This window comes from Nannocystis punicea (assembly GCF_026965555.1).
Lineage (GTDB): Bacteria > Myxococcota_A > Polyangia > Nannocystales > Nannocystaceae > Nannocystis > Nannocystis punicea.
Genome location: NZ_CP114040.1, coordinates 1125837 through 1146095, shown reverse-complemented (window position 1 = coordinate 1146095; position 20259 = coordinate 1125837). Strand labels below are relative to the sequence as shown.

18 protein-coding genes and 1 tRNA gene are annotated in these 20259 nt (G+C 71.3%); 6 read left to right on the top strand and 13 right to left on the bottom strand.

The window, feature by feature from the left end; translation table 11 throughout:
- Positions 1 to 105 precede the first annotated feature (105 nt).
- On the bottom strand, positions 106 to 846 hold the full coding sequence (locus O0S08_RS04400; protein ID WP_269037711.1) for a hypothetical protein: 741 nt from the start codon (positions 844 to 846) through the stop codon (positions 106 to 108).
- Between the two features lie 269 nt (positions 847 to 1115).
- Between O0S08_RS04400 and O0S08_RS04395 the strand changes: the two genes are divergently transcribed.
- Together O0S08_RS04395 and O0S08_RS04390 are read left to right on the top strand one after the other, a co-directional pair.
- The gene (locus O0S08_RS04395) at positions 1116 to 2924 is read left to right on the top strand and encodes a serine/threonine-protein kinase (protein WP_269037710.1); all 1809 of its coding nucleotides are present in this window, start codon (positions 1116 to 1118) and stop codon (positions 2922 to 2924) included.
- On the top strand, positions 2921 to 3532 hold the full coding sequence (locus tag O0S08_RS04390; protein ID WP_269037709.1) for an RNA polymerase sigma factor: 612 nt from the start codon (positions 2921 to 2923) through the stop codon (positions 3530 to 3532). Before O0S08_RS04395 ends, O0S08_RS04390 begins: the two co-directional genes overlap by 4 nt.
- A 249-nt stretch (positions 3533 to 3781) precedes the next feature.
- On the opposite strand, the gene O0S08_RS04385 is transcribed toward O0S08_RS04390, so the two are convergent.
- The 6 genes from O0S08_RS04385 to O0S08_RS04360 form a co-directional block, all read right to left on the bottom strand.
- Complete coding sequence (locus O0S08_RS04385; protein WP_269037708.1) at positions 3782 to 4555, bottom strand: CHRD domain-containing protein; 774 nt, start codon at positions 4553 to 4555, stop codon at positions 3782 to 3784.
- A gap of 234 nt (positions 4556 to 4789) precedes the next feature.
- On the bottom strand, positions 4790 to 7681 hold the full coding sequence (locus O0S08_RS04380; protein ID WP_269037707.1) for an SIR2 family protein: 2892 nt from the start codon (positions 7679 to 7681) through the stop codon (positions 4790 to 4792).
- 293 nt (positions 7682 to 7974) lie between these two features.
- Positions 7975 to 8181 carry a hypothetical protein gene (locus O0S08_RS04375; protein ID WP_269037706.1) on the bottom strand — a complete coding sequence of 69 codons (207 nt, stop codon included), beginning with the start codon at positions 8179 to 8181 and terminating at the stop codon, positions 7975 to 7977.
- A 127-nt stretch (positions 8182 to 8308) separates the two neighbouring features.
- The gene (locus O0S08_RS04370; protein ID WP_269037705.1) at positions 8309 to 8623 is read right to left on the bottom strand and encodes a hypothetical protein; all 315 of its coding nucleotides are present in this window, start codon (positions 8621 to 8623) and stop codon (positions 8309 to 8311) included.
- 401 nt (positions 8624 to 9024) lie between these two features.
- Positions 9025 to 9303: a hypothetical protein gene (locus tag O0S08_RS04365; protein ID WP_269037704.1), complete on the bottom strand. Its 279-nt coding sequence runs from the start codon at positions 9301 to 9303 to the stop codon at positions 9025 to 9027.
- A 486-nt stretch (positions 9304 to 9789) separates the two neighbouring features.
- Entirely contained in the window at positions 9790 to 10287 is a 498-nt protein-coding gene (locus O0S08_RS04360) for a hypothetical protein (RefSeq protein WP_269037703.1), read from the bottom strand.
- 138 nt (positions 10288 to 10425) lie between these two features.
- Here O0S08_RS04360 and O0S08_RS04355 point away from each other — a divergent pair.
- Positions 10426 to 10502 (top strand) — tRNA-Arg (locus O0S08_RS04355).
- Between the two features lie 262 nt (positions 10503 to 10764).
- On the opposite strand, the gene O0S08_RS04350 is transcribed toward O0S08_RS04355, so the two are convergent.
- Together O0S08_RS04350 and O0S08_RS04345 are read right to left on the bottom strand one after the other, a co-directional pair.
- A complete protein-coding gene (locus tag O0S08_RS04350) occupies positions 10765 to 11127 on the bottom strand; it encodes a VOC family protein (RefSeq protein WP_269037702.1) in 363 nt (120 codons plus the stop codon).
- 28 nt (positions 11128 to 11155) lie between these two features.
- The gene (locus O0S08_RS04345) at positions 11156 to 12058 is read right to left on the bottom strand and encodes a helix-turn-helix transcriptional regulator (protein ID WP_269037701.1); all 903 of its coding nucleotides are present in this window, start codon (positions 12056 to 12058) and stop codon (positions 11156 to 11158) included.
- 92 nt (positions 12059 to 12150) lie between these two features.
- Between O0S08_RS04345 and O0S08_RS04340 the strand changes: the two genes are divergently transcribed.
- Positions 12151 to 13689 carry a c-type cytochrome gene (locus O0S08_RS04340; RefSeq protein ID WP_269037700.1) on the top strand — a complete coding sequence of 513 codons (1539 nt, stop codon included), beginning with the start codon at positions 12151 to 12153 and terminating at the stop codon, positions 13687 to 13689.
- 127 nt (positions 13690 to 13816) lie between these two features.
- Positions 13817 to 16291, top strand: a complete 2475-nt coding sequence (locus O0S08_RS04335; RefSeq protein WP_269037699.1) for a sensor histidine kinase — start codon at positions 13817 to 13819, stop codon at positions 16289 to 16291.
- A gap of 11 nt (positions 16292 to 16302) precedes the next feature.
- On the opposite strand, the gene O0S08_RS04330 is transcribed toward O0S08_RS04335, so the two are convergent.
- From O0S08_RS04330 to O0S08_RS04320, 3 genes are all read right to left on the bottom strand, one after another.
- Positions 16303 to 16851, bottom strand: coding sequence for a hypothetical protein (locus O0S08_RS04330; RefSeq protein ID WP_269037698.1), 549 nt, complete (start codon positions 16849 to 16851; stop codon positions 16303 to 16305).
- A gap of 75 nt (positions 16852 to 16926) precedes the next feature.
- Entirely contained in the window at positions 16927 to 17514 is a 588-nt protein-coding gene (locus tag O0S08_RS04325; RefSeq protein ID WP_269037697.1) for a hypothetical protein, read from the bottom strand.
- Between the two features lie 259 nt (positions 17515 to 17773).
- Positions 17774 to 18358, bottom strand: a complete 585-nt coding sequence (locus tag O0S08_RS04320; RefSeq protein ID WP_269037696.1) for a hypothetical protein — start codon at positions 18356 to 18358, stop codon at positions 17774 to 17776.
- Between the two features lie 124 nt (positions 18359 to 18482).
- Here O0S08_RS04320 and O0S08_RS04315 point away from each other — a divergent pair, with 124 nt between their 5' ends.
- Positions 18483 to 18797: a hypothetical protein gene (locus tag O0S08_RS04315; protein ID WP_269037695.1), complete on the top strand. Its 315-nt coding sequence runs from the start codon at positions 18483 to 18485 to the stop codon at positions 18795 to 18797.
- A gap of 72 nt (positions 18798 to 18869) precedes the next feature.
- On the opposite strand, the gene mutY is transcribed toward O0S08_RS04315, so the two are convergent.
- Positions 18870 to 19949, bottom strand: coding sequence for an A/G-specific adenine glycosylase (gene mutY, locus O0S08_RS04310; protein ID WP_269037694.1), 1080 nt, complete (start codon positions 19947 to 19949; stop codon positions 18870 to 18872).
- Positions 19950 to 20259: the final 310 nt, after the last annotated feature.

Genomic DNA, 20259 nt, shown 5'->3' with positions numbered 1-20259 from the left:
CCCTCACGCGGCCGCCGCTGACGGCGTGTCACTGTCACTCGACGCGTCCGAGCTCCACGTCCGATTTCATCAAAAAGTCGCGCGCGGAGCTCCTCGACATCGACGTCACTTCGCCTCTCCGGGCGGCTTGCAGGACGCCACGTGCCCGAGCGTGCAAGCCCGCTTGCGCTGCGAGTCGAGCGTCCCGACCCCGAGCGCTGCAGCCTCCACGCACAGCTCCGCGTGGCCGCGGTCGCACCCGAGCTTCGCCAGAGCGCGCCGCTTGGCCAGCGATTCGGGGGTGGGCAGGCCCGCCTGCGCATCGGCGACCTCCAGCATGAGCAGCGCGGGGGCGCAGCAGACGGTCTCGCCCGCGTTGCAGGCGGCCACCTGGGCCCCGACGGCGGCGGCGGAGCAGGTCCCTGTCGGCGCGCAGCCCTCGGGCCCATCGTTGCGCATCCCGGCCGGACAGCCCCTCGGCAGCGGCATCGGCTGACAGAATTGCTGCTGCACGCAGCCGATCGCGCCCTGCTGCTTCGCCGACAGCGAGCTCGTGTCGCGGGTCTGACGCAGCAGCTTGCACATGTCGAGGTCCCCGGCGCGGGCGAACAGGGTCATCACCTCGATCTTGATGTCGAGCCGCTCGCGTCCGCCGTGCGGCAGCTGCTTGCCGCGGGCGACCAGCGCCTCGGCCGCGGCCTGGAGGTCTTGCTTGCTGCCGGCGAACGGCGGCAGCGGCTCGCACTTCGTCGGCGGGATCGGCGAGGGAGCGAGCACCGCGGCAGACGAGGAAGCGGGCGGCTCGCTCCGGGCCTGCGACGAGGAGGCGAGGACGGCCGTCCCGACGGCGACGGTCGTCCAGAGCACTCGCCAGGAGCAGCGAGCAGAGCCGTGGGCGGGGGTCGGCCGGCGCGGCGACGGCGAAGTCAGAACGGGGGCGAGCGGGTGTGTCATGAGGATCCTCCAGCGCCGGGTCGGGCCCGGACGGGTTCGTACCCGCTTCGTCCGGCGACGCGGCGGATCAATTGGATTTTCGTGCGCCGGCCGGACCGGCCCCGCCCGCGCGAAAAAGATCCAATTGATCCGCCGGCCTCGCGGGACCCAGGGAGTGCGGCTCGTCGCCGTGGAGTATCGTCATGCCCTCTCCCGCCCCCCACGTCGCCCTCCTGCCGCGGCGCGGGCCCTCCGCCAAGATGGACCACGCGGACATCGAGCTCGCCGATCGGCTGCTGCAGCGGCGGGTGAAGGCGCGGCTGTTCGGCGACCTCGACGACGCGGAGCCGCCGCGGATCGGCGAGTACCGGCTCGACAGGAGGTTGGGCGCCGGCGGGATGGGGGTCGTCTACCGGGCTTACGATCCCGCGCTCGAGCGTCGGGTCGCGATCAAGTTGATGCACCCCGAGCTGCGCGGTGCGGCCGGGCGGATCCGCAGCGAGGCGCGGGCGCTCGCGCGGCTCACCCACCCGAACGTGGTCTCGGTGCACGAGATCGGCGAACACGACGGCCAACTCTTCGTGGTGATGGAGTACGTCGACGGCGAGACCCTGACGCGGTGGCTCGCGCGCCACCCCGTGCGTCCGCCCCCGGCGTGGCGTCGCGCGCTGCCGGGCCTCGCCCCCGTCGACCGCGGCGGCCCCGACCTGCGGCCGGTGCTGAAGCGCTTCCTCGAGGTCGCGCGCGGGCTGCGGGCGGTCCACGCGGCGGGGCTGGTCCACCGCGACTTCAAACCCGACAACGTGCTCGTCGGGAGCGACGACCGGGTCCGGGTGGCCGACTTCGGGATCGCCAGCCCGATCGACGCGGAGGTCGCCGAGCTCGCGGTCACGGAGGACATCGAGTCGTCGCTGTGGACCCGCGCGGGGGAGCTCGCCGGCACCCCGGCGTACATGGCCCCCGAGCAATTCGCCGGCGAGCCGGTCGACGCCCGCGCCGATCAATTCGCGCTGTGCGTCGCGCTGTACGAGGCGGTCTGCGGGGCGCGGCCGTTCGTCGGCGCCGACGCGGCGAGCCTGCGGCGGTCGGTCCTCGCCGGGGACGTCCGCGCGGCGCCGGGCTGGCTGCCCGCCTCGCTGCGCGCCCTGCTCGCGCGCGGGCTGGAGCGCGAGCCGGCGCGCCGCTTCCCCGACATGACCGCGCTGATCGTCGCGCTCGAACGGCTCCTGCGGCCGCGCACCGGGCGATGGGCGGCGGCAGCCGTGCTGACCGCCGCGGCCGTCGCTGCCGCGCTGGCGAGCGCTGCCACGAGATCTCAAGAGCATGTGCATGAGGACATGTCCCAATCGACAGATCGAACCACCCTCGTGGAGCGGTTGTGGGCGGCGGCGCCGGCGGTGTGCGTCCCGCGGCTGCCGTTCATGGGCGATCGGGACGCCCTGACCGCCGCCAACGCGGCCGCGCGTGCGCGGATGAAGGCGCACCCGACGGACAGCGCGCCGTACCTCGACGCCCGGATCGAGGCCATCGCGCTGCTGTTGCGCGCCGGCGAGACCGCCGCGTGCAAGATGCTGTCTTCGACTCGACGGAGCCCCCTCGACGACCGTCAGGCGCACGCGCTCACCTGCCTCGAGCGGCAGTTCTGCCGGGCGCGAGCGACCGCCACGCCGTGCCCCGAGGGCACCCGCAACGGCGGTCCGGACGGCTGCGAGCCGATCGCCTCGTGCGACGAGACGGGCACCGAGGCGCAGACGCGGGCCTGTCTCGCCGGCGACTCCGACTGCTGCAAGCACGCGCTGATCGTCGGCGAGTACATGGACCTCGAGGCCGGGATCGCCGGCACCCCGGCCTCCAAGGCGCGTCGGCGGGCCCTGGCCGAGGCCGGCTGCGCGCGCGGCTACGCCTGGCTGTGTGAGCAGGCCGCCTTGCTCGATCCGGACGGTCCGAAGGCCATGCGCGCGCGGGCCTGCTCGCTCGGCCTCGCCGAGGCCTGCGCGGAGGCCCTGCCGTGAAAGGCCGCGGCGACGGCGAGCTGCTCGCGGCCTGGCAGGCGGGCGAGCGCCGCGCCGGCGCGGAGCTGTTCGATCGCCACTTCCGGGCGGTCGCGCGGTTCGTCCGCGCCAAGGTCTGGTCCGAGGACGAGGTCGACGATCTCGTCCAGTCGACCTTCGTCGCGTGCCTGGAGGCGCCCGCGCGCTTCCGCGGCGAGGGCAGCCTGCGCGGCTACCTGCTCGGGATCGCCTATCACAAGTTGCAAAAGCTGTACGCCGAGCGGGCGCGTCGGCCGGTCGACGTCGAGGAGGTCAGCGTCCACGACCTCGGCCCGGGGCCGAGCACCGCGGTCGCGCGCCGGGCCGAGCATCGCCTGCTGCTGGCCGGCCTGCGCCGGCTGCCCCTGCAATTCCAGGTGGTGCTCGAGCTGTCCTTCTGGGAGGAGATGACCGCCGGAGCGATCGGGGAGCTCCTCGGCGAGCCGGAGGGCACGGTGCGGACCCGCCTGCGCCGCGCCAAGGAGCTGCTCGCAGTGCAGCTGCGGCGGATCGGCGCTGCGCCGGCGCTGCTCGAGAGCACGCTCGGCGACCTCGCCGGCTGGGCTCGCTCTCTGCGAGCCGAGCCGTGACCGTCGCGGTGGGTCGAGCGCGCGTATCGATCGACCCGTCGCCGGCGAAAGCTCGCCGAGGGCATCACGCTCGAGTGCATCGGTGGGTCGAGCGCGCGTATCGATCGACCACGTCGCCGGCGAAAGCTCGCCGAGGGCATCACGCTCGCGTGCATCGGTGGGTCGAGCGCGCGTATCGATCGACCACGTCGCCGGCGAAAGCTCGCCGCTCGCCACCCCGGCGCGCGACGCCCCGAGTGCACGCGACATTCAGCGCGGCGCGGCCGGGTGGAGCTGCCCGCGGATGTCGCCGAAGTAGGTCTGCCCGGTGGTGTGCAGATTGAAGTACAGCTCGCCGTCGCGGGCCAATTGGGCCATGCCGGCCACCGTCGACACCTTGACCGGCGCGACGCTGCCGAGCGACGGGCTCGGGATCACGCAGCCGGAGGTGAACGCGCCGACCAGGCCGTGCGCGTGCTCGACGGTCTGGACCAGGTGCTCGTTGCGGATCTCCACCGAGAACACGCTGTCGGCCAGGTTGCTCTGCAGGTCGGTCGCGTGGGCGAAGTCGACGAGGATCGGGCCGAGGATGCCGGGCTTGCCGCAATGGATGTGGAACATGTTGATCGTCTTCGGATCGATGCCCTCGATCTTGACGTCGATGAACGCGCGGCTGAAATCGTTGCTGAAGCGGACCTGCCCGTGCGCGCGGTGCCCCGCGGCCTCGCGCGCGGCCCGGCTCTGCGACGGCGTGCTCGAGCGGAACTGCTTGGGCGTGGTCGCCGGCGTGTTCTCCTCCTCGTCACCCTCCTGGTGCGGGGTCAGATAGGCCTCGTAGACCGCGCCGATCTGCGCCCCGCGGCTCGGGTCGAGCTCCCCCGCGCTCGCGGCCGTCGCCGCCGCCGCAGCCGGCGTCGGTGCAACCTCCGGCGCCGCCGCCACCGGCGCCGCCGCCTCGGGCGCAGCCGTGGTCCGGCCCTCGCCCCGCGCGTCGCAACCAATCAGCAAGATCGCACCCAGGAACACTACGCGTCGTCCGTCCATCGCCCGCCAGACTAGCGGACTCGGCCGCGCCGGGATGGCGACACGTGGACACCGGGTGGTCCGAATTTGGACTCGAGCGCGCCCGCGAGGAGACGTCGGCGCCGGAGCGACCTCGCGCGCGACCGCGGGTCAGCTCGCGCGGCCTCATCACCAGCCCGACGAACGACCCCGAGGGCAGCTCGCGCCGACGTCGCTTCTACGCCGAGCAGGCGCGGACTCAAGCGGGATAAGCGGCTACGGCGCGAGTCGAGCCAAGGCCTCGCGGATCTCCGGGCTTGGGTCTTCCAGGAGCTCATAGTCGTCCGCCGTCAGTGCGGACCGAGGGAACGGGGGGTCCAGGCGCGCCAGCTTGCGCACGAGCGCCGCAAAGGCGACGGCGTTCTTGTTCTCGTCGTAGATCTCGAGCGCGTACTCGAGGAGGTCGCGGTTGGTCGGTTCGCGCCGGAGCGCCGCCTCCACCAGCGCCTCCGCTTGCTGTCGGAGCATCGCGGCCGCGCCGAGATCGCCCCAGGTCTCCTCGAATTCGGCCATGCTGCCCAGCAGCATGGTCTGCGTGCCCAAGATATCGGCATGCACCTCGAGCTCTGCCGCTCGCGCGCACGCGTTGAGGGCAGTTCGGTAGTAGCGGCGGACCTCGTCGGGCGCACCGACCTCGATGAAGCTCTCGGCCAGTTCGTGCGCGCAGCCGGCCCAATCGAACCAATACTCGCCGTTGTCGCTTGCTTCAGCGAGGGCGCGCTCGTAGCGGTCGGAGGCTTCCCGCAGGATTGTAATCTTCCGCCCAGGATCATCGACGAACGTCTCCGCGTAGGCCTCGCACGCTTTGGCCCAACCGACGTGGATGCTGGCGCCCGGCTCGATGGCTTCGGCGCGGCGAAGCAGATCGAGCGCAGCGGCATAGCTGGCTGCGGCAGCACCGTCGTTCGCTTCGATCCGCGCGACCTTGGCGGCGGACCATTCGAGCAGCGCCTCCGGATCATCGGGGGCGGCGGCCAGGGCCGCCGCGAATTTCTCGTCGGCCCGGTCGAGCAGTTGCAGTCGCAGTCGGCCCTCAGTCGCGTCTGCTCGCAGAGTCAACATCGGCCCCCATTGTTGCAATGTCGCGGCGGCGTTGCCGGGCAGCATGGCGGCAGCCGCGAACTCCTCGTCGGCGAGCTGGTAGTACGCGGCGCCCGCCTCCTCACCGCGGTTGCAGGCCTCCATGCTGAGCACGCAGGCCATGGCCTGGCGAAGAACGTCGAAGCGCAGACCTCCGGCGAGGCGGGCCCACTGCGGTGCGTCGCGGGTCTCGGTGTAGGCGCGCCAGCCCGCATCGAATTGAGCACGGGCTTCGGGCGTCTCGCTCAATGATGCGTCAAAGGCCTGCAGCAATCCGAGCAGGAACCGACCCCGCACGTCGCTCGGGTTCGTCGCACACATGGACTCGGCGCGCTCGACAAGGACGGGCAACTCGGCCTGGAAAACGCTCCACTCCGCGATCCCCTCGCGGAGCGAGTGCGAGAGCGCGGTCAGCCGAAGCTCGTAGTTCCGCGGCTCGATCTGCTCGGCGCGCTGCAGTAACGCCGCAGCTTCTGCCGCGCTCGCCGGTTCACCCGCAGAGGCCAGCGCGAACAGCACGCGTGCCGCGTTGACCAGCGACGGTACGTGGTCCGGGTCGCGTTCGAGCGCCTTACGGAACCCCTCGCGGGCGCGTTCGAGGCCTGCTGTGCAGGCCTCGCCCGTCTGCCGCTGGGCCACGAGCGCTTCGCCGTAGGCCGCGTTGTACAGCGCGGCGAGCAGATCGGGCTCGAGTCGCAGCGCGTGCTCGAGATCGACCCGCGCGCGTGCGGCGAGGTCCTCTGCGGCCTCACCAGTGAACGCCTCGAAGGCGGTCCATCGCACCGCCCCGCGCTCGCAGTGGAGCTCCGCGAGATCGGGCGCCAGCGTGATCGCTCGATCGAGATCGGCCAGCGCAGCAGTCAAGCACGGTAGCGGATCCTGAAGCTCGTGGACCGCCTTGCGCACGCGTTCGTGCGCCGAATCGGCCCGCACGCCGAGGGCGATCGCCACCAGACGATGCAATGGAGGCGGCACCTGTTCGCCCCCGTGGGCGATCACCGCGTCGTAATCGCCGCGGAACAGGTGGCCCTGCATCACCAGGCGCGCCAGCTCCACGTCCGCATCGCGTCTCGGCTCGGGAATGCCGCCATCGATCAGCACGCGCCTGGCGTTTTGGCACAGGCTGCGGGCCGGGACGGTAAAGTCCTCGCCGCCGAGGTCGGTGGGGAACGGCGCGAACTGGTCGAGCACCTCGAGGGTGTGCGTGAACGGATCCTTCAGCAAGGACGGCAGCTCGAGCTCGAGCGCGCGAAACAAGGCGATCATGAAGGTGTCCGCGTCATAACCGGCGACGTGGAACGCCTGGCGCTTCTTGCCCAGCAGCTTGCTCGTCACCGCTGCCCCGGGTGGCGATTCGCGGTAGCCGATCCAATAGAGGCCGTACGGAAAGACCTTGACCCGGCTCAGGCACTCGAACACAGGATCGTTGTCGCCGCTGTAACCGAGCACGATCCACGGTCGACGCACGGTCGCATCGGCGAAGATCGGCTGCAGGCGCCGCGCATTGCTGGTGACGTCGTCGCGGGCGTGGAGTTGCACGAACCCGCGGTGCTGACCGTGGAGGAACAGGATCGCGGGGTCGCGGATCAGGCTGGCGTCGAACTTCGCCAGCGCGGTAACGTCGTAAACCGCAGGGTACACGCCGTAGAGGCCGGTGCAACGCAGGGCCAAATTGTCGAAATTGGTGGTCAGGATCCGTCCGATATAGCCTCGCTGTACGAGCACGCCGAGCAGGACATGCGCCCAATTGAGCCGCGCGCGCTCGACGTATCGAGCGATGAGGTCGTGGCGCGGACCGACGTCGAGGGCGGCCATCACGTGGGGATAGGTCTTCTCGAGCGCCCGCGCATAGGCCGCTGGATCGTCACGCTTTACCGCCTCCACAAACCCTTGCGCGAGGGGGATGCCCGCCGACACGGAGACCCCGGCGCCCATCAGGATCGAGGCCGAATCGCCGCGCTCCCGGGCTTGCCGGAGCGCGCCGGCCACGTCCTCGATCTTGCGGAGAAAATCCTGCTCATCGCGCATAAGTCCCCTGCGAACGACTATAGTCGCTCGCAGAGGGGATTGGGAGGGTGAGCCGGCTGGTGTCGCGACGCTGCGGCACGGACAGGGGAGGCACCGTCGACGTGGTCCCGCGACGCTCGGTCTGCACGCCCGTCGCTTCGCCGCGACTCCCCCCGGCCAGGGTATGACGTCGCGCACCCTGCGACCGCGATCGGAGAAGCGGGCCGGCGCCACCCGCCGCTGCAACGGGTCGCGCCGCGCCTCGTCCAGCTGCGTCGGCGAGCCGGCTTGCAGCACGCTCACTGTGCCGTCGTTCAGGTTGGCGGTGTAGTTCGCCCATTCGTGCTGTCGGTCGCGGTTTCGTAGGGGCCCGCGCCGATGTTGCTGCTCGGATCGAAGACATGCAATTTGTTGTGGAAGTATTCCCCGACGTTCATCTGGTTCAGGCTTACATTGATGCTGGGGCCGTAGGCGCTGGAATTGAAGGTGGCCGTGGTCTTGTGGGTCGAACCGTCGATCACGGACGTCGGGGGCCAGGGCGACTTCGGCGCTGGACAGCGACGCGGTCGCTTCTGTGGGTCGCGGCTCGCCGGCGCTCGCAAGAGACAGGTGCGCCACGACCCCGAGGACGACCGCTTCGTCGGGCGATCAGCCCTTCACCTGGGGCGCCGTCGGTGGGAACACGATCCTCTCGCTGCTGTCGGCCCACTCGGCCTCCACCCCCTCCGTGCCCAGCCGGCCCTCGAGCGACCGGATCGCCCCGTAGAGCACAGGGATCTGGATCCCGGTGCCCACGTAGCGACCGAGCACACGGAATTGCCAATAGACAGGCCTCTGAACGTACACCACGGGGTCGAGCCTCACCTCGATGTCCGCCCTGGCCATCAGGCCGCGGACGACCAGGAAGTATGTGTCGGTGTCGGGGTCGAGCACCACGTGGGCCTCGGCCCGGACACCCTCCACCGTCCGCTCGAGCGGGAACCACTCATTCGACCGATGACCTTTACCATTGCTTCCCATGACATTTCTCCGAATTGCCCGAATGTTGAAGAACAGCCGCGGTTCAGGCGCGACGCACAGCCGACTGATCGAATCCAGTCACGAAGCCTAGCCAACCTCCGAACGGACCCCAGCGGGCGCCAGAGCCGCTTGATCGGCGTCACGAACACGGCCATGAAAGCGCGCCGCGCTGCGGCCGCGACCGTCGTTCATTCGCGGCTCGATCGCGGCGCGAGGCGAACTCGTCATTCCGACGATGGTCGATTCGCGCAGCGATCGGGCTCGGGCTCTCCGGGGCACCCCCGGGCACGATTGCGCGTCGAGGTCGACGAGGGCGCGAACGCAAAGACGCGCCTGACCCGAGGTCACGTGCAGGCGACGCCAACGCCCGCCTCGAGCGAGCCGGTCTCGCGGCACGCGATCGCGGATTCCGGCCCTGACTCGGGCATCGTGCGAATCGTGCCCATCATGGACTTGACAGGCACCACGTCATCAAAAAACGGGCCCGCGAGGCGTGCTTGAGGTCGACGTGCGACGAGCGCGATGACACGGACCTCGACACGCGCTGCGTCACCGACTGATTCGTGCCCGCGACGGGAGCCGACCCGGGAGTCGTCGTCAACGGTGCATCCGCTGCGATTCACGGGCCGCTCCGCAGCACTCGCGTACGCGCCAGGCGTCGCGCGAATGCTCGCAGGCGCCGCCCGCTCCTCCCATTCACAAGAGATCCACCGGGTAGTTCAGGGTCGCGGGCAAATTCCCGCTCCGAGCGTCCAGGAAACTGCCCCCGAGGACGGGATTCACTGTCCGACCTTCGCGTCGAACGTGTAGCCACGCGAGCTGTCGGCCGTCTCGCTGCTGTCGAGAAAGCCGCCGTGCTCGGTGGCCCGGATCCCGATCTGGATCGAGGGATTCTCCACGAGCCGGAGGTCCGCCGGGCCGCGGAAGGTGCTGCTCCGCGAGTTCGCATGGACGATCTCGCGGCAGTCCTGACCGAACACCAGCGCGCGATCCGCCGGGAGACGGCCCTGGGGTGGATCGCGGAGAGTAGCGAGGAGCTCGGGCCGACCGACGAGTCTCTCCTTCAGCTCGAAGCTGAAGTGCGGCTCGTCTACACCGGCCTCACCGCCTCACAGGAACGTGGCCATGTAGACCACGAGGCAGTACCACGGCGTGCCGGCGAGGATGATCGCCCGGCGGCCGCGGCTGAGATCGCGGCGGGAGCCGCCGGCGATCAGCAGGCCGAGGGCGAGGCACCAGACCACCGCGGCGATCGCCACTGCGAGGGCGAACGACTTGAGGATGAACGGGGCCAGGCCGGGGACGAACAGGCCGGCGGCGGCGACGACCGTGAGGAGCATGGGGACGTAGGCCAGTGCGAGGACCGCGCGCGACAGCCACGGCCGGGAGTGGTCGCTCGCGCGGCGGGCGTGCGACAGGGCCCACGAGGCGATGAACACCAGGCTGCCGAGCAGCGCCAGCGCCACCCCGCCGAGCACCAGCAGCTCCTGGGCGCGGCGGAAGATCTCCCGCAGACGGTCGAGGCCGCCGAAGGCCCGGTCGAGGCCCTCCAGGAGGGTGGAGCCGAACACGGCGAGCGGGAGGAGCAGCGCGAACGCGGGGCGCATCGACGACCAGTGTACCACCCCGAAGCCGGGGCCCAAGGCCGCGGCTGCGGGTGGGGCCGGCGTGGACCCGGCGCACGCGCACCCGGCGAGGGGCTTGCAAGCCGTCCCCTCCTGGGGTAGAGATCCCGTCCCCAACTTGCGTGTGTAGCTCAGTTGGATAGAGCGTTGGCCTCCGAAGCCAAAGGTCGCAGGTTCGACTCCTGCCACGCGCGCCAGCCCGAGCGCCGCCCGGACCCCGGGCGGCGCTCGTCGCTCTCGGGTCCCGACGCCGCCATCACCTCGTAACATGTCCTTTCGGACATGCTCGAAGGTGCAGGCTGCCCCGAGCCAGGCACGCGGGCGGTGCGTCGGCTGCGGTGATCTCCGCAGCCCCGTGCCCGCGGCTTCGCTCCTGTCCGAAAGGACAGGCTCTCAAGCCCGCTGCGGTCGAGCCCGGGCGCCGACGCCGACCGCCCGCGGAGCAAGCGAGCCTCCCGCTCACTCGGGCGTGTGGCAGACCGCCTCGATGTTGTGGCCGTCGGGGTCGAGGACGAACGCCGCGTAGTAGTTCGGGTGGTAGTGCACCCGCGGCCCCGGCCCGCCGTTGTCGCGGGCCCCGGCGGCCAGCGCCGCGGCGTGGAACTGGCGCACCTGCTCGCGGTTCTCGGCGCGGAAGGCCAGGTGGATCGGCTGGACCTCGGGGGCGGCGGCCAGCCACAGCTGCGGCGCGTCGGGCCGGCCGAGGCCGGTCGTGGAGGCGTCCTCGTGGCACACCACGGCGCCGAGCGGGGCCAGGGCGGCCGCGTAGAAGCGGGTGCTGCGAGGCAGATCGCGGACGATGAGACTCAGGTGGTCGAGCATGGGCCGGGGTGTAGCCCCGGACGTCGCGTCACACTTGGCGAATCTTGCGATTGTGGTGCTGCCGGCGCCAGCGGCCGGGCGACAGCCCGACCAGGCGGTGGAACGTGCGCACGAAGTTCGACAGGTCGCCGAAGCCGACCTCGAACGCCAGCTCCGTCACCGGCACCTCGCTCTCGCACAGGCGGGCCGCGGCCCGCTCGACGCGGGTCTGCACGAGGTACTGGTGCGGCGTCACCCCGAACACCGCGCGGAACAGCCGCAGGAAGTGGAACGGGCTCAGGCCGACGTGGTCCGCGACGTCCTTGAGCAGCAGCGGCTCGCTCGCGCGGGCGGCGATGTACTGCGCCCCGGCGACGGCGCGGCCGCGGTCGCTCGCGCTCGGGCGGGGCTGCGGGGCCCGGCGCGAACCTGTCTGAAGGGCCAGCTCGCCGAACACCTCGGCGGTGAGCGCCAGGGCCAGCGCCTCGACCTCGGGCGCGCGGGCCTCGTCACGCGAGTCGGCCGCGCCGGCGAGGGCCCGCGCGAGCGCGGAGATCCGCGGGCGCGGGGCCAGCGCCGGGGCCGCGAACAGCCGGCCCGGGGCCGCCGAGGTCGAGGCCGCCGCTTCCAGCAGAGACGGCCTCAGATTGACGCACAGGCACACGTCGCCGACCCCGTGTTCGTGCGAACACACGAACGCCTCGTCGACCTCGCCGAGCATCACCGAGCCGGCCACCAGCGCGTGGGTGCGATCGCGGCAGCGGTAACAGAAGCTGCCGGCGAGCACGACCGCCAGGGACGCCTGCCGATGCTGCTCCGGGAACGGGCGATCGCGGGGCCCCGCGCGACACACGTGTCGCGTGACCGTGATGTCGGGCAATTCGGCCAGCAGCTCGACGCGTGGCAGCGCGGCCGCGGGGTCGGCGCGAGACGGCGTGGGGCCTTCCGCCACCCGACCGGGTGTACCGACACCGCACCCGCGGGTCAACCGCGCTCTGGCTGGCCCGCGCGAGTTGCGATACGGTCGAGTGCGCCAGGACGGCCATGGAAATCGCAGCGAGCGTCACCCTCGGACTCTTGTTCCTGATCTCGGGCTTCGTGTCCGTCTTCCTGATGTTCAAGCTGTGGGGCTGGCCTGACGGGCATCAGGACGGCATGTCCCAGGCCCCGAAGCACCTGGTGCGCCTGCACGACATCTTCAAGGTCGTCTTCGTCGCCCTCTACGTGGTGATGATGAGCGTCATGGTCCCGCGGCTGTGGAACTACCAGGTCGAGCTGCCGCCGCGCTCGGCCGTCCACGTCACTCTCGGGTTTTTGATCGGCGTCCTGCTCCTGGTCGAGCTCGCGTTCTACCGCGTGTTCCGCCACATGAAGGACTGGGTCCCGCCGCTGGCGACCGTGGTGCTCGGCTGCTCGGTGCTGCTGCTCGGCCTGTCGGTCCCGAGCGCCCTGCGGGAGTTCGGCCTGGCGCGCGGCCAGGTCGGCGGCGGCGTCTACAGCGTCGAGAACCGGGCCCGCGTGGCCCGCCTGTTGCCGCTGGCCGAGATGCCCGCGGACGCCCCGCTGGCCGACCTCACCACCGTCGAGGCGCTGCGCCACGGGCGGGAGATCCTCGCCACCAAGTGCGTCGTCTGCCACGACCTCAAGACCGTCCTCGTCCAGCCGCGCGCGCCGGCCGGCTGGTGGCGCACCGTCGAGCGCATGGCCGACAAGCCGACCTTCGAGGACCCGCTGACCGAGCGCGAGCTCTACGACGTCACCGCCTACCTCGTCGCCATCACCGGCGACCTCCAGCGCTCGGCCCGGCAGCAGCGCGAGCAGAAGCTGAAGCAGCAGCAGGCCATCGCCCCGGTCGACCCCGCCGCCCCGCCGCCCAGCTACGACGCCGCCGTGGCGCAGAAGGCGTTCGAGACCCGCTGCAGCGAGTGCCACGAGCTGGCCGAGGTCGACAAGAAGCCGCCCGCCTCCGCCCGCGAGGTCAAGGAGGTCATCGAGCGCATGGTCGCCGACAACGGCATGGCCGCGCCGTCCGGCGAGCTCGACCTCTGCTACGCCTTCATGATCCGCAAGTACGTGCCGCACGAGGTCGCCACCGCGCCCGCCACGCTCGGCGCGGCCGTCGGCGCCGAGGTCCAGGCCGCCGTCGCCGTGGCCAGCGCGCCGCCTGTCCCCGAGGACAGCAAGCCTGCCCCTTCGGACAGCAAGCCTGCCCCTTCGGACAACCCGCCGCCCGCCGCCGAGCCCGACGTGGTCCTCGACGACGCCCCGCCCGCCGGCACGCCCGCGCCGCCCGCCGCGCCGGCCGCCGCCAAGCCCAAGCCGGCCAAGGCGATTGACGCCCGCGGCCTCTACGTCAAGCACTGCGCCGCCTGCCACGACGTCAGCGGCAAGGGCAAGCCGGGGCTCAAGAGCAAGGGCATCCCGGACATGACCGACAAGAACTGGCAGAAGAAGCACGGCAAGGCCTCGGTCGCCCGGGCGATCAAGGTCGGCATCCCGGGCACGATGATGAAGGCCTTCGCCGCCAAGCTGAAGCCCGAAGAGGTCGACGCGGTCGCCGCCTTCGTCAAGAAGCTGCGCTGAGGCACGAGGCGGCCGGTCCGCCGGCCGCGGCGGAGCGAGCGCGACGGCGGCTGGACGCCGGACCACGGCCGCTGCGTCGCCCGCCGCTGGGGCACTCGCCCGGGCGACGCATAGTCGAGGCGGGGCGATGACTCCGGCGAGCACCACCGGCCACCGCGGCTTCAAGTTCGACGACCTCGAGCGACTGGCGCCGCTGCTGTTCGCCTTGCTGGAGAACGCGCCGGAGTACGTGGTCCTGCTGTCGCCGACCGGGGTCATCCGCACCATGAACCGAACGGTCGCCGGCGTGTCGATGCTCGAGTCGATCGGCCGCAGCCTGTTCGATTACCTCGAGCCCGAGTCGCGCGAGGTGGCGCGCGCCTCGATCGAGCGGGCGGTCGCCACCGGCGAGGCGCAGACCTACGAGTGCGTCGGCTGCGGCCCGCACGGCCGGCCGACCCGCTACGAGTCGCGCGTCGGCGCCATCCGCGAGGACGGCGAGGTCGTCGCCCTCCTCCTGATCGCCCACGACATCAGCAAGCGCGTCGCGATGGAGGCCGAGCTGCGCGCCAGCCAGGAGCAGCTCGAGCTCGCCGTCGCCGCCAGCGGCCTCGGCCTGTGGGAGTGGCACCTCGACAGCGACACCGTCGTCTGGGACGAGGTCATGCGCGAGCTCCACGGCCTCGCCCCCGGGCAGGTCCCGCGCAACTTCGCCGCCGTCGTCGAGACCCTCCACCCCGACGACCGCGCCGGCCTGGTCGCCCGCGCCCGCGAGGTCGCCAGCGTCGAGGACTTCGTCGAGTTCGAGTACCGCATCCTCAAGCCGGAGGGCGCCATCGTCTGGCTGCTCGTCCGCGGCAAGCCGATCAAGGACGACCACGGCCGCGTCATCAAGATGATGGGCGGCGTCGTCGACATCACCGCCCGCAAGCAGGCCGACGAGGCCCTGCGCCGCGAGGAGGAGCGCTACAAGTCGCTGATCGCCACCCTCGCCGAGGGCATCATCGTCGTCGACCTCTCCGGCCAGGTCATCACGTGCAACCCCAGCGCCGAGCGGATCCTCGGCCTCGGCCGCCGCCAGCTGTACGACCCGATCGGCCTCTCCAGCCCGTTCCGCGCCATCCACGACGACGGCAGCCCGTTCCCCGTCGAGAGCTGGCCCGCCGTCCTGGCCCTGAGGACAGGTGAGCCGCAGGTCGGCGCCATCATGGGCATCTACCGGACCGACGGCGTGCTCGCGTGGATCTCCGTCAACGCCCAGCCGCTCTACCACGACGGCTCGCCCGCCCCGTACGCCGTGGTCGCCTCGTTCTTCGACATCAGCGACCGCAAGCGCGCCGACGCCGAGCGCGAGCGCCTGTTCGGCGAGGAGCAGCGGGCCCGCCGGCGCGCAGTCATCCTCGCCGAGGCCGGCAAGCTGCTGGTCTCGCAGCGCGACATCCACGCCGCGCTGGCCGAGTTCGTCCACCGCCTCGTGCCCGAGCTCGCCGACCTCGCCGCCGTCGAGCTGCTCGACGAGGACGGCCAGTTCGGCCTCTCCCGCCGCGTCAGCGTCGCCGCCGGCGACCCCGAGCTCGAGGCGCGCTACGTCGATTTGCGCCGCCGCCTGCCGCTCGCCGCCGACGGCCCGCTGCTCGAGGTCCTGCACCGCGACGAGGTCCGGCTGTCGTCGACGCGGCCCGGCGCCCCGTTGCTGCCCCTGCCCGGCATCCCCGCGACCGACGACTACCTGGCCCCGCGCCTGCGTTACCGCGCGATCGCCCTCGTGCCGCTGATCGCCCGCGGCCGTCCGCTCGGCGTCCTGCTCGTGGCCACCCGCGGCCGCGCGCTCGGCCCCGACGAGCTGTCGCTGATCGAGGAGCTGGCGCTGCGCGCCGCCCAGGTGATCGAGAACGCCCGACTCTACACCGAGATGGAGGTCGCCCTGGCCAGGCGCGAGGAGTTCATCGCCGTCGCCTCGCACGAGCTGCGCACCCCGCTGACCCCGATCGTCCTCCAGGTCGATCGCCTGATCCGCCGCGCCCGCGGCGAGGGCGAGTTCTCCGCCGCCGCCTGCCTGCCCAAGCTCGGCGTCATCCAGCGCCAGGCCGACCGCCTGCACCGCCTCATCGAGGAGCTGCTCGACGTCTCGCGGATCACCGGCGGCCGGCTCAAGATCGAGGTCGAGGACGTCGACTACGCCGAGCTCCTGCGCGCCACCGTCGAGCACTTCGCCGAGCCGCTCGCCCGCGCCGGCTGCGAGGCCCGCGTCACCGCCCCGCTGTACGCCTCCGGCCGCACCGACCGCACCCGCTTCGAGCAGATCGTCAGCAACCTGCTCGCCAACGCCATGAAGTACGGCGGCGGCAAACCGATCGAGATCGATCTGTCCCAGGACGGCGAGACGATCACCCTGTCGGTCCGCGACCACGGGATCGGCATCTCCACCAAGGATCAGGCGCGGATCTTCCAGCGCTTCGAACGCGCCGTGTCCGAGCGCCACTACGGCGGCCTCGGCCTCGGCCTGTGGGTCGCCCGCCACGTCTCGGAGGCCATGGGCGGCGGCATCAGCGTCACCAGCGCCCCGAGCACCGGCTCCGTGTTCGTCGTCAAGCTGCCGCGCCTCGTCGCCGAGGCGCGATGAATGACGTCACCTCAATCCGACGAGCCCGCCGGGCCATCGCCCTCCCAATCCGCCGGCGCCGCCAGCTGCATCCGCGCAGGCGAGGTCGCGCCATTGATTTGCCGGAGCTCCCGCCGCTGCCGCGCCCCCAGGCCGAAGGACAGCAGGAGCAGCCCCGCGATCGTCGAGCAGAACACCTGCCAGGCCGGGTGGCACAGCGCCATGAACACCGCGAAGTCGAACGACAGTTGAACGACGCCCGCGGCCCGGCCGAACGTCCGCGCGAACGCGTGGTCCCAGTATTCCGCGGTCGCCACCACCGGCAGCGCTCGCCGCGGCGCCGGCGAGGGGACGAGCGCCTGCGAGGCGAACGCGCGCCGCTGTCGCCGCGCCAGCGCCCTCCGACTCCATCGCTCCACCAACCCGCCATAGACCGCATAGAACAGCAGAAACGCCAGGGCCTTGTGCCACCATACCCAGGCGAACGAATGGACCCACAGCAGAAACACGGCCGCCCCGGCCCAGAAGACGAGCGAGATCGGCGTCACGAACGCGAGGGTCCAGAATTGGTTGGTCGGCAAGAGACCCCACCGCTGCGCCGGCAGCGGCTGGCAGGAAGGAGCGATTCGCAGCGACGCCACGGTCCCCTCCTCCGATCACTTGTTCTGCGCCCCGTTACACTTGTCGGCGATGTAGCCCGACACCTTGTGAAAGGTGCCGTACCCGGCGCCCAGGCAGCTGGGGGCCTTCAAAAAGACGCCGCAGATGGAGGCGACCATCACGGCCGCGGTGCCCCCGGCGAGGCCGCTCGCGACCGAGCATTTGAGGTCCCGATCGTCCGGCGGCACGAGGCCGAGCGCCTCCGTCACGTGCTCATCGTCCCAGACCTGCAGGATGCTGGCGCCGACGACCTGCGCCTGCGCAGGCTCGAGGGCGGAGAGATCGGTCCTCTCCCACACGACCTCGCCGCCTGCGAACTCGACCTCGCCCACCACCGCGTTCGCTATCGTGACCACGCCGAGCCCCGAACCATCCTCTGCGCCGTGCAAGGCGACCGAGACATGACCGATATCCTGGAGATCGTAGTCGATCTCGAGCTCGATCCCGCCATCGTGCTCGAGGCGGGCGCGGACATTCTTCAGCGGTATGGGTGCCTGCAGGCCGACCAGAAACTCGTCGGCAGCGGCGGGAGGCGTCGCCGGCACGAGCGCTGGCGGGGCGCTCGCTCCGACCGCGGAGAGCAACAGAGACGCGAGGACCATGGTGTGAGGCATGCCCCTCCATGTCGCGGGCGCTCGGACGCTCCGCGCGCGCGCCACGAAATGCCGCCGCAGCGGGCCTGCAACGGCCCGCACCGGGTCCCCCGGGCCAACAGGCGAGGCCGCCGCGCGTGCTGGACCATGCGGCGGCGAGGCCGGAGCTGGTCATCGCGACCTGCACTCCCCCTCGCGACACGGGCGAAAGCGGGTCGTGCCCGTTCGGTCGGGGGGTTGTCCGCCACGGTCACGGCAGGCCGCAGAGGCCGACGTTCTCGAGGCCGGCCGGGGCCTGGTTGATGGGGTAATAGGGGAGGCAGGTCTGGCCGGCGCCGGGGCAGGCGGGGGCGTCGAGGTCGCAGAGCGGGGTGCAACAATTCGTGTCGGGGGCGCACTCGACGGCGGCGGCCTCGGGCTCGGCGCAGAGGAGGCCGGCGGCGCAGTTGGTCTTGCTGCACGGGTCGAAGGCGGCGCCGATCGGCGCGGAGGTGTCGGGGACGCAGGCGAACGCCTCGGGGGCGTGCGGGGTCGGGTGACAATGATGTCCCACGGGACAGGTCGGCTCGAATGGGTCGCAGGTCGGCAGGCACAGCGGCGCGTCCTGATTGTCGTGGACGAGCACGCAGGTGGTGCCGGGGGCGTGAGTGCAGTCGGGGGCTTCGGGCGAGCCGTGGCACAGGCTGACGCAGGTGCCGGTCAGGGTGTCGGGATCGACGAACCAGCAGGTGGCGCCGATGTCACAGTCGTTGCGGCCGCTGAGTGGGCCCACCTCGGAGGTGCAGGCGCCGCCGAGCGGGACCGGCTGGCGGGCGAGATCGTCGCAGCGCGTCACCTCTAGTTCGTCGCAGCCGCCGCTCGAGGGCGAGCACTTCTCGCCGGGGGCGCACTCGTTCTGCGACCACGGATCGCAAGACGAGAAGGCCACATTGGCACAACCATAGCCCCCATCCGGGACGATGATGAATTCCTTGCCGGTGGTCCCGGTCGAATCGCCGCTGTCCTCCGTGGTGGTGAGATTCGCGGTGGTAGGATTCGCGGTCGTGGGACTCGCAGTGGTGGGATTCGCGGTGGTCGTCGAGGTGGTCTCGACCAGCGTGGTGTCGCCGGTCGTGCCCGTCGGGCCGGTGGTGGCCGGCTTGGTGCCGGTGGTCTCGGCGGCCGGCTCGGGACCGCAGGCGAGGGCGCAGGCGAGGGCGGTACAAAAGACTCGGCGGCAAAGCTGGGAAGCCACGCCGCCGAAAATATCACAAAACTGTCGAGCAAAAATATAAAAACTGATGGTGATGGCCATCGGCTGCGCATTATCGCTCATTTTACACGAGAAGACCATCGGCCGAGCAGCACTAGAACCCGAGCCGCGCGAGCACCTTCTCCGTGACCTTGGGGATCCCCCCGCGCGGCCGCTCGCCGGGCGCGATCCACATGCGCCCCGGGGTGTCCCCCTCATCTGTCTGATGGGACATATCGACGATCGCCGCCTCGCCGCGGCACGGCCACAGCATCCACACGCGGTGGGTGAACACGTGCTTGACCGGCTCGGCGAGCGCCTCGACCGACTTCACCTTCACGCCGGTGACCTCGGCGATCGACCGCGGAGGCGCGCCCGCGCGGTCGGAGATCTTGCGTTCGATGAGCGGCAGGCACCACAGCCCGGCCAGCAGCCCCTCGGTCGGGCGCTGCTCGAGCAGCACGCGGCCGTCGCGGCGGACCGCCACCGCCCACAGGTCTTCGCGGGGGGACGGCGCGCGCTGCTTCGGCGCCGGGATCGCCGTCTGCAGCCCCTTCGCCAGCGCCTGGCACTCGCTGCGGACCGGGCAGCCCTCGCAGCGCGGCGCCATCGGCGTGCACACCGTCGCCCCCAGCTCCATCAACGCCTGCGCCAGCACCCGCGGCGAGCCGGCCTGCACGATCTTCTGCGCCATCGCCCAGTGCCCCGCCGAGCTGGCGTCCTGCAGCCTCGGCTCCTCGATCGCCTGCAGCCGCGACAGCACGCGGGCCACGTTGCCGTCGACCAGCCCCGCCGGCCGGTCGAACGCGATCGAGGCGATGGCCCCCGCGGTGTATTTGCCGACGCCGGGGATCTTGCGCAGCTGATCGGGCTCGTCCGGCACGACGCCGCCGAGGTTCTCGGCCACGTGGCGGGCCCCCGCGTGCAGCAGGCGCGCCCGGCGGTAATAGCCGAGCCCGCTCCACGCCGCGAGCACGTCCGACTCGTCGGCCGCGGCCAGAGTGCCGACGTCCGGGAAGCGGTCCAAAAATTTCCCGTAATACGCCTCCACAGTGTCGACCCGCGTCTGTTGCAGCATGATCTCGCTGACCCAGATCGCGTACGGGTCGCGGGTCCGCCGCCACGTCAGGTCGCGCTGGTGCTGGAGAAACCAGGGTTCGAGGTGCTTGGCGATGCGATGCGCGAAGTCGAGCACGCGCCCCATATAGCATGTCCACCGCCAGAATGCCGGCCCGAATCACCGAGCGCTGTGAGGCTTCGCATTCGCCGGATCGACCCGGACCGCTCGCGCTGCGCCGAAGCTCCGACGTCCGCCGACGCGGATGACCTTGCATGCGCAAGGAGATCCGGCCAGAGCGCCCGGATTCGCCGCGCCATCGCTGCGCCGCCGCCCGCACGCATTGTCGACACCCGCGATCCCGCTGCCCCCGCCGTCCCCTTCGGACACTTCTCGGCCGAGACCGCATGCTCATTCGAACAGAATTTTCATGCTCGAATGAACATGT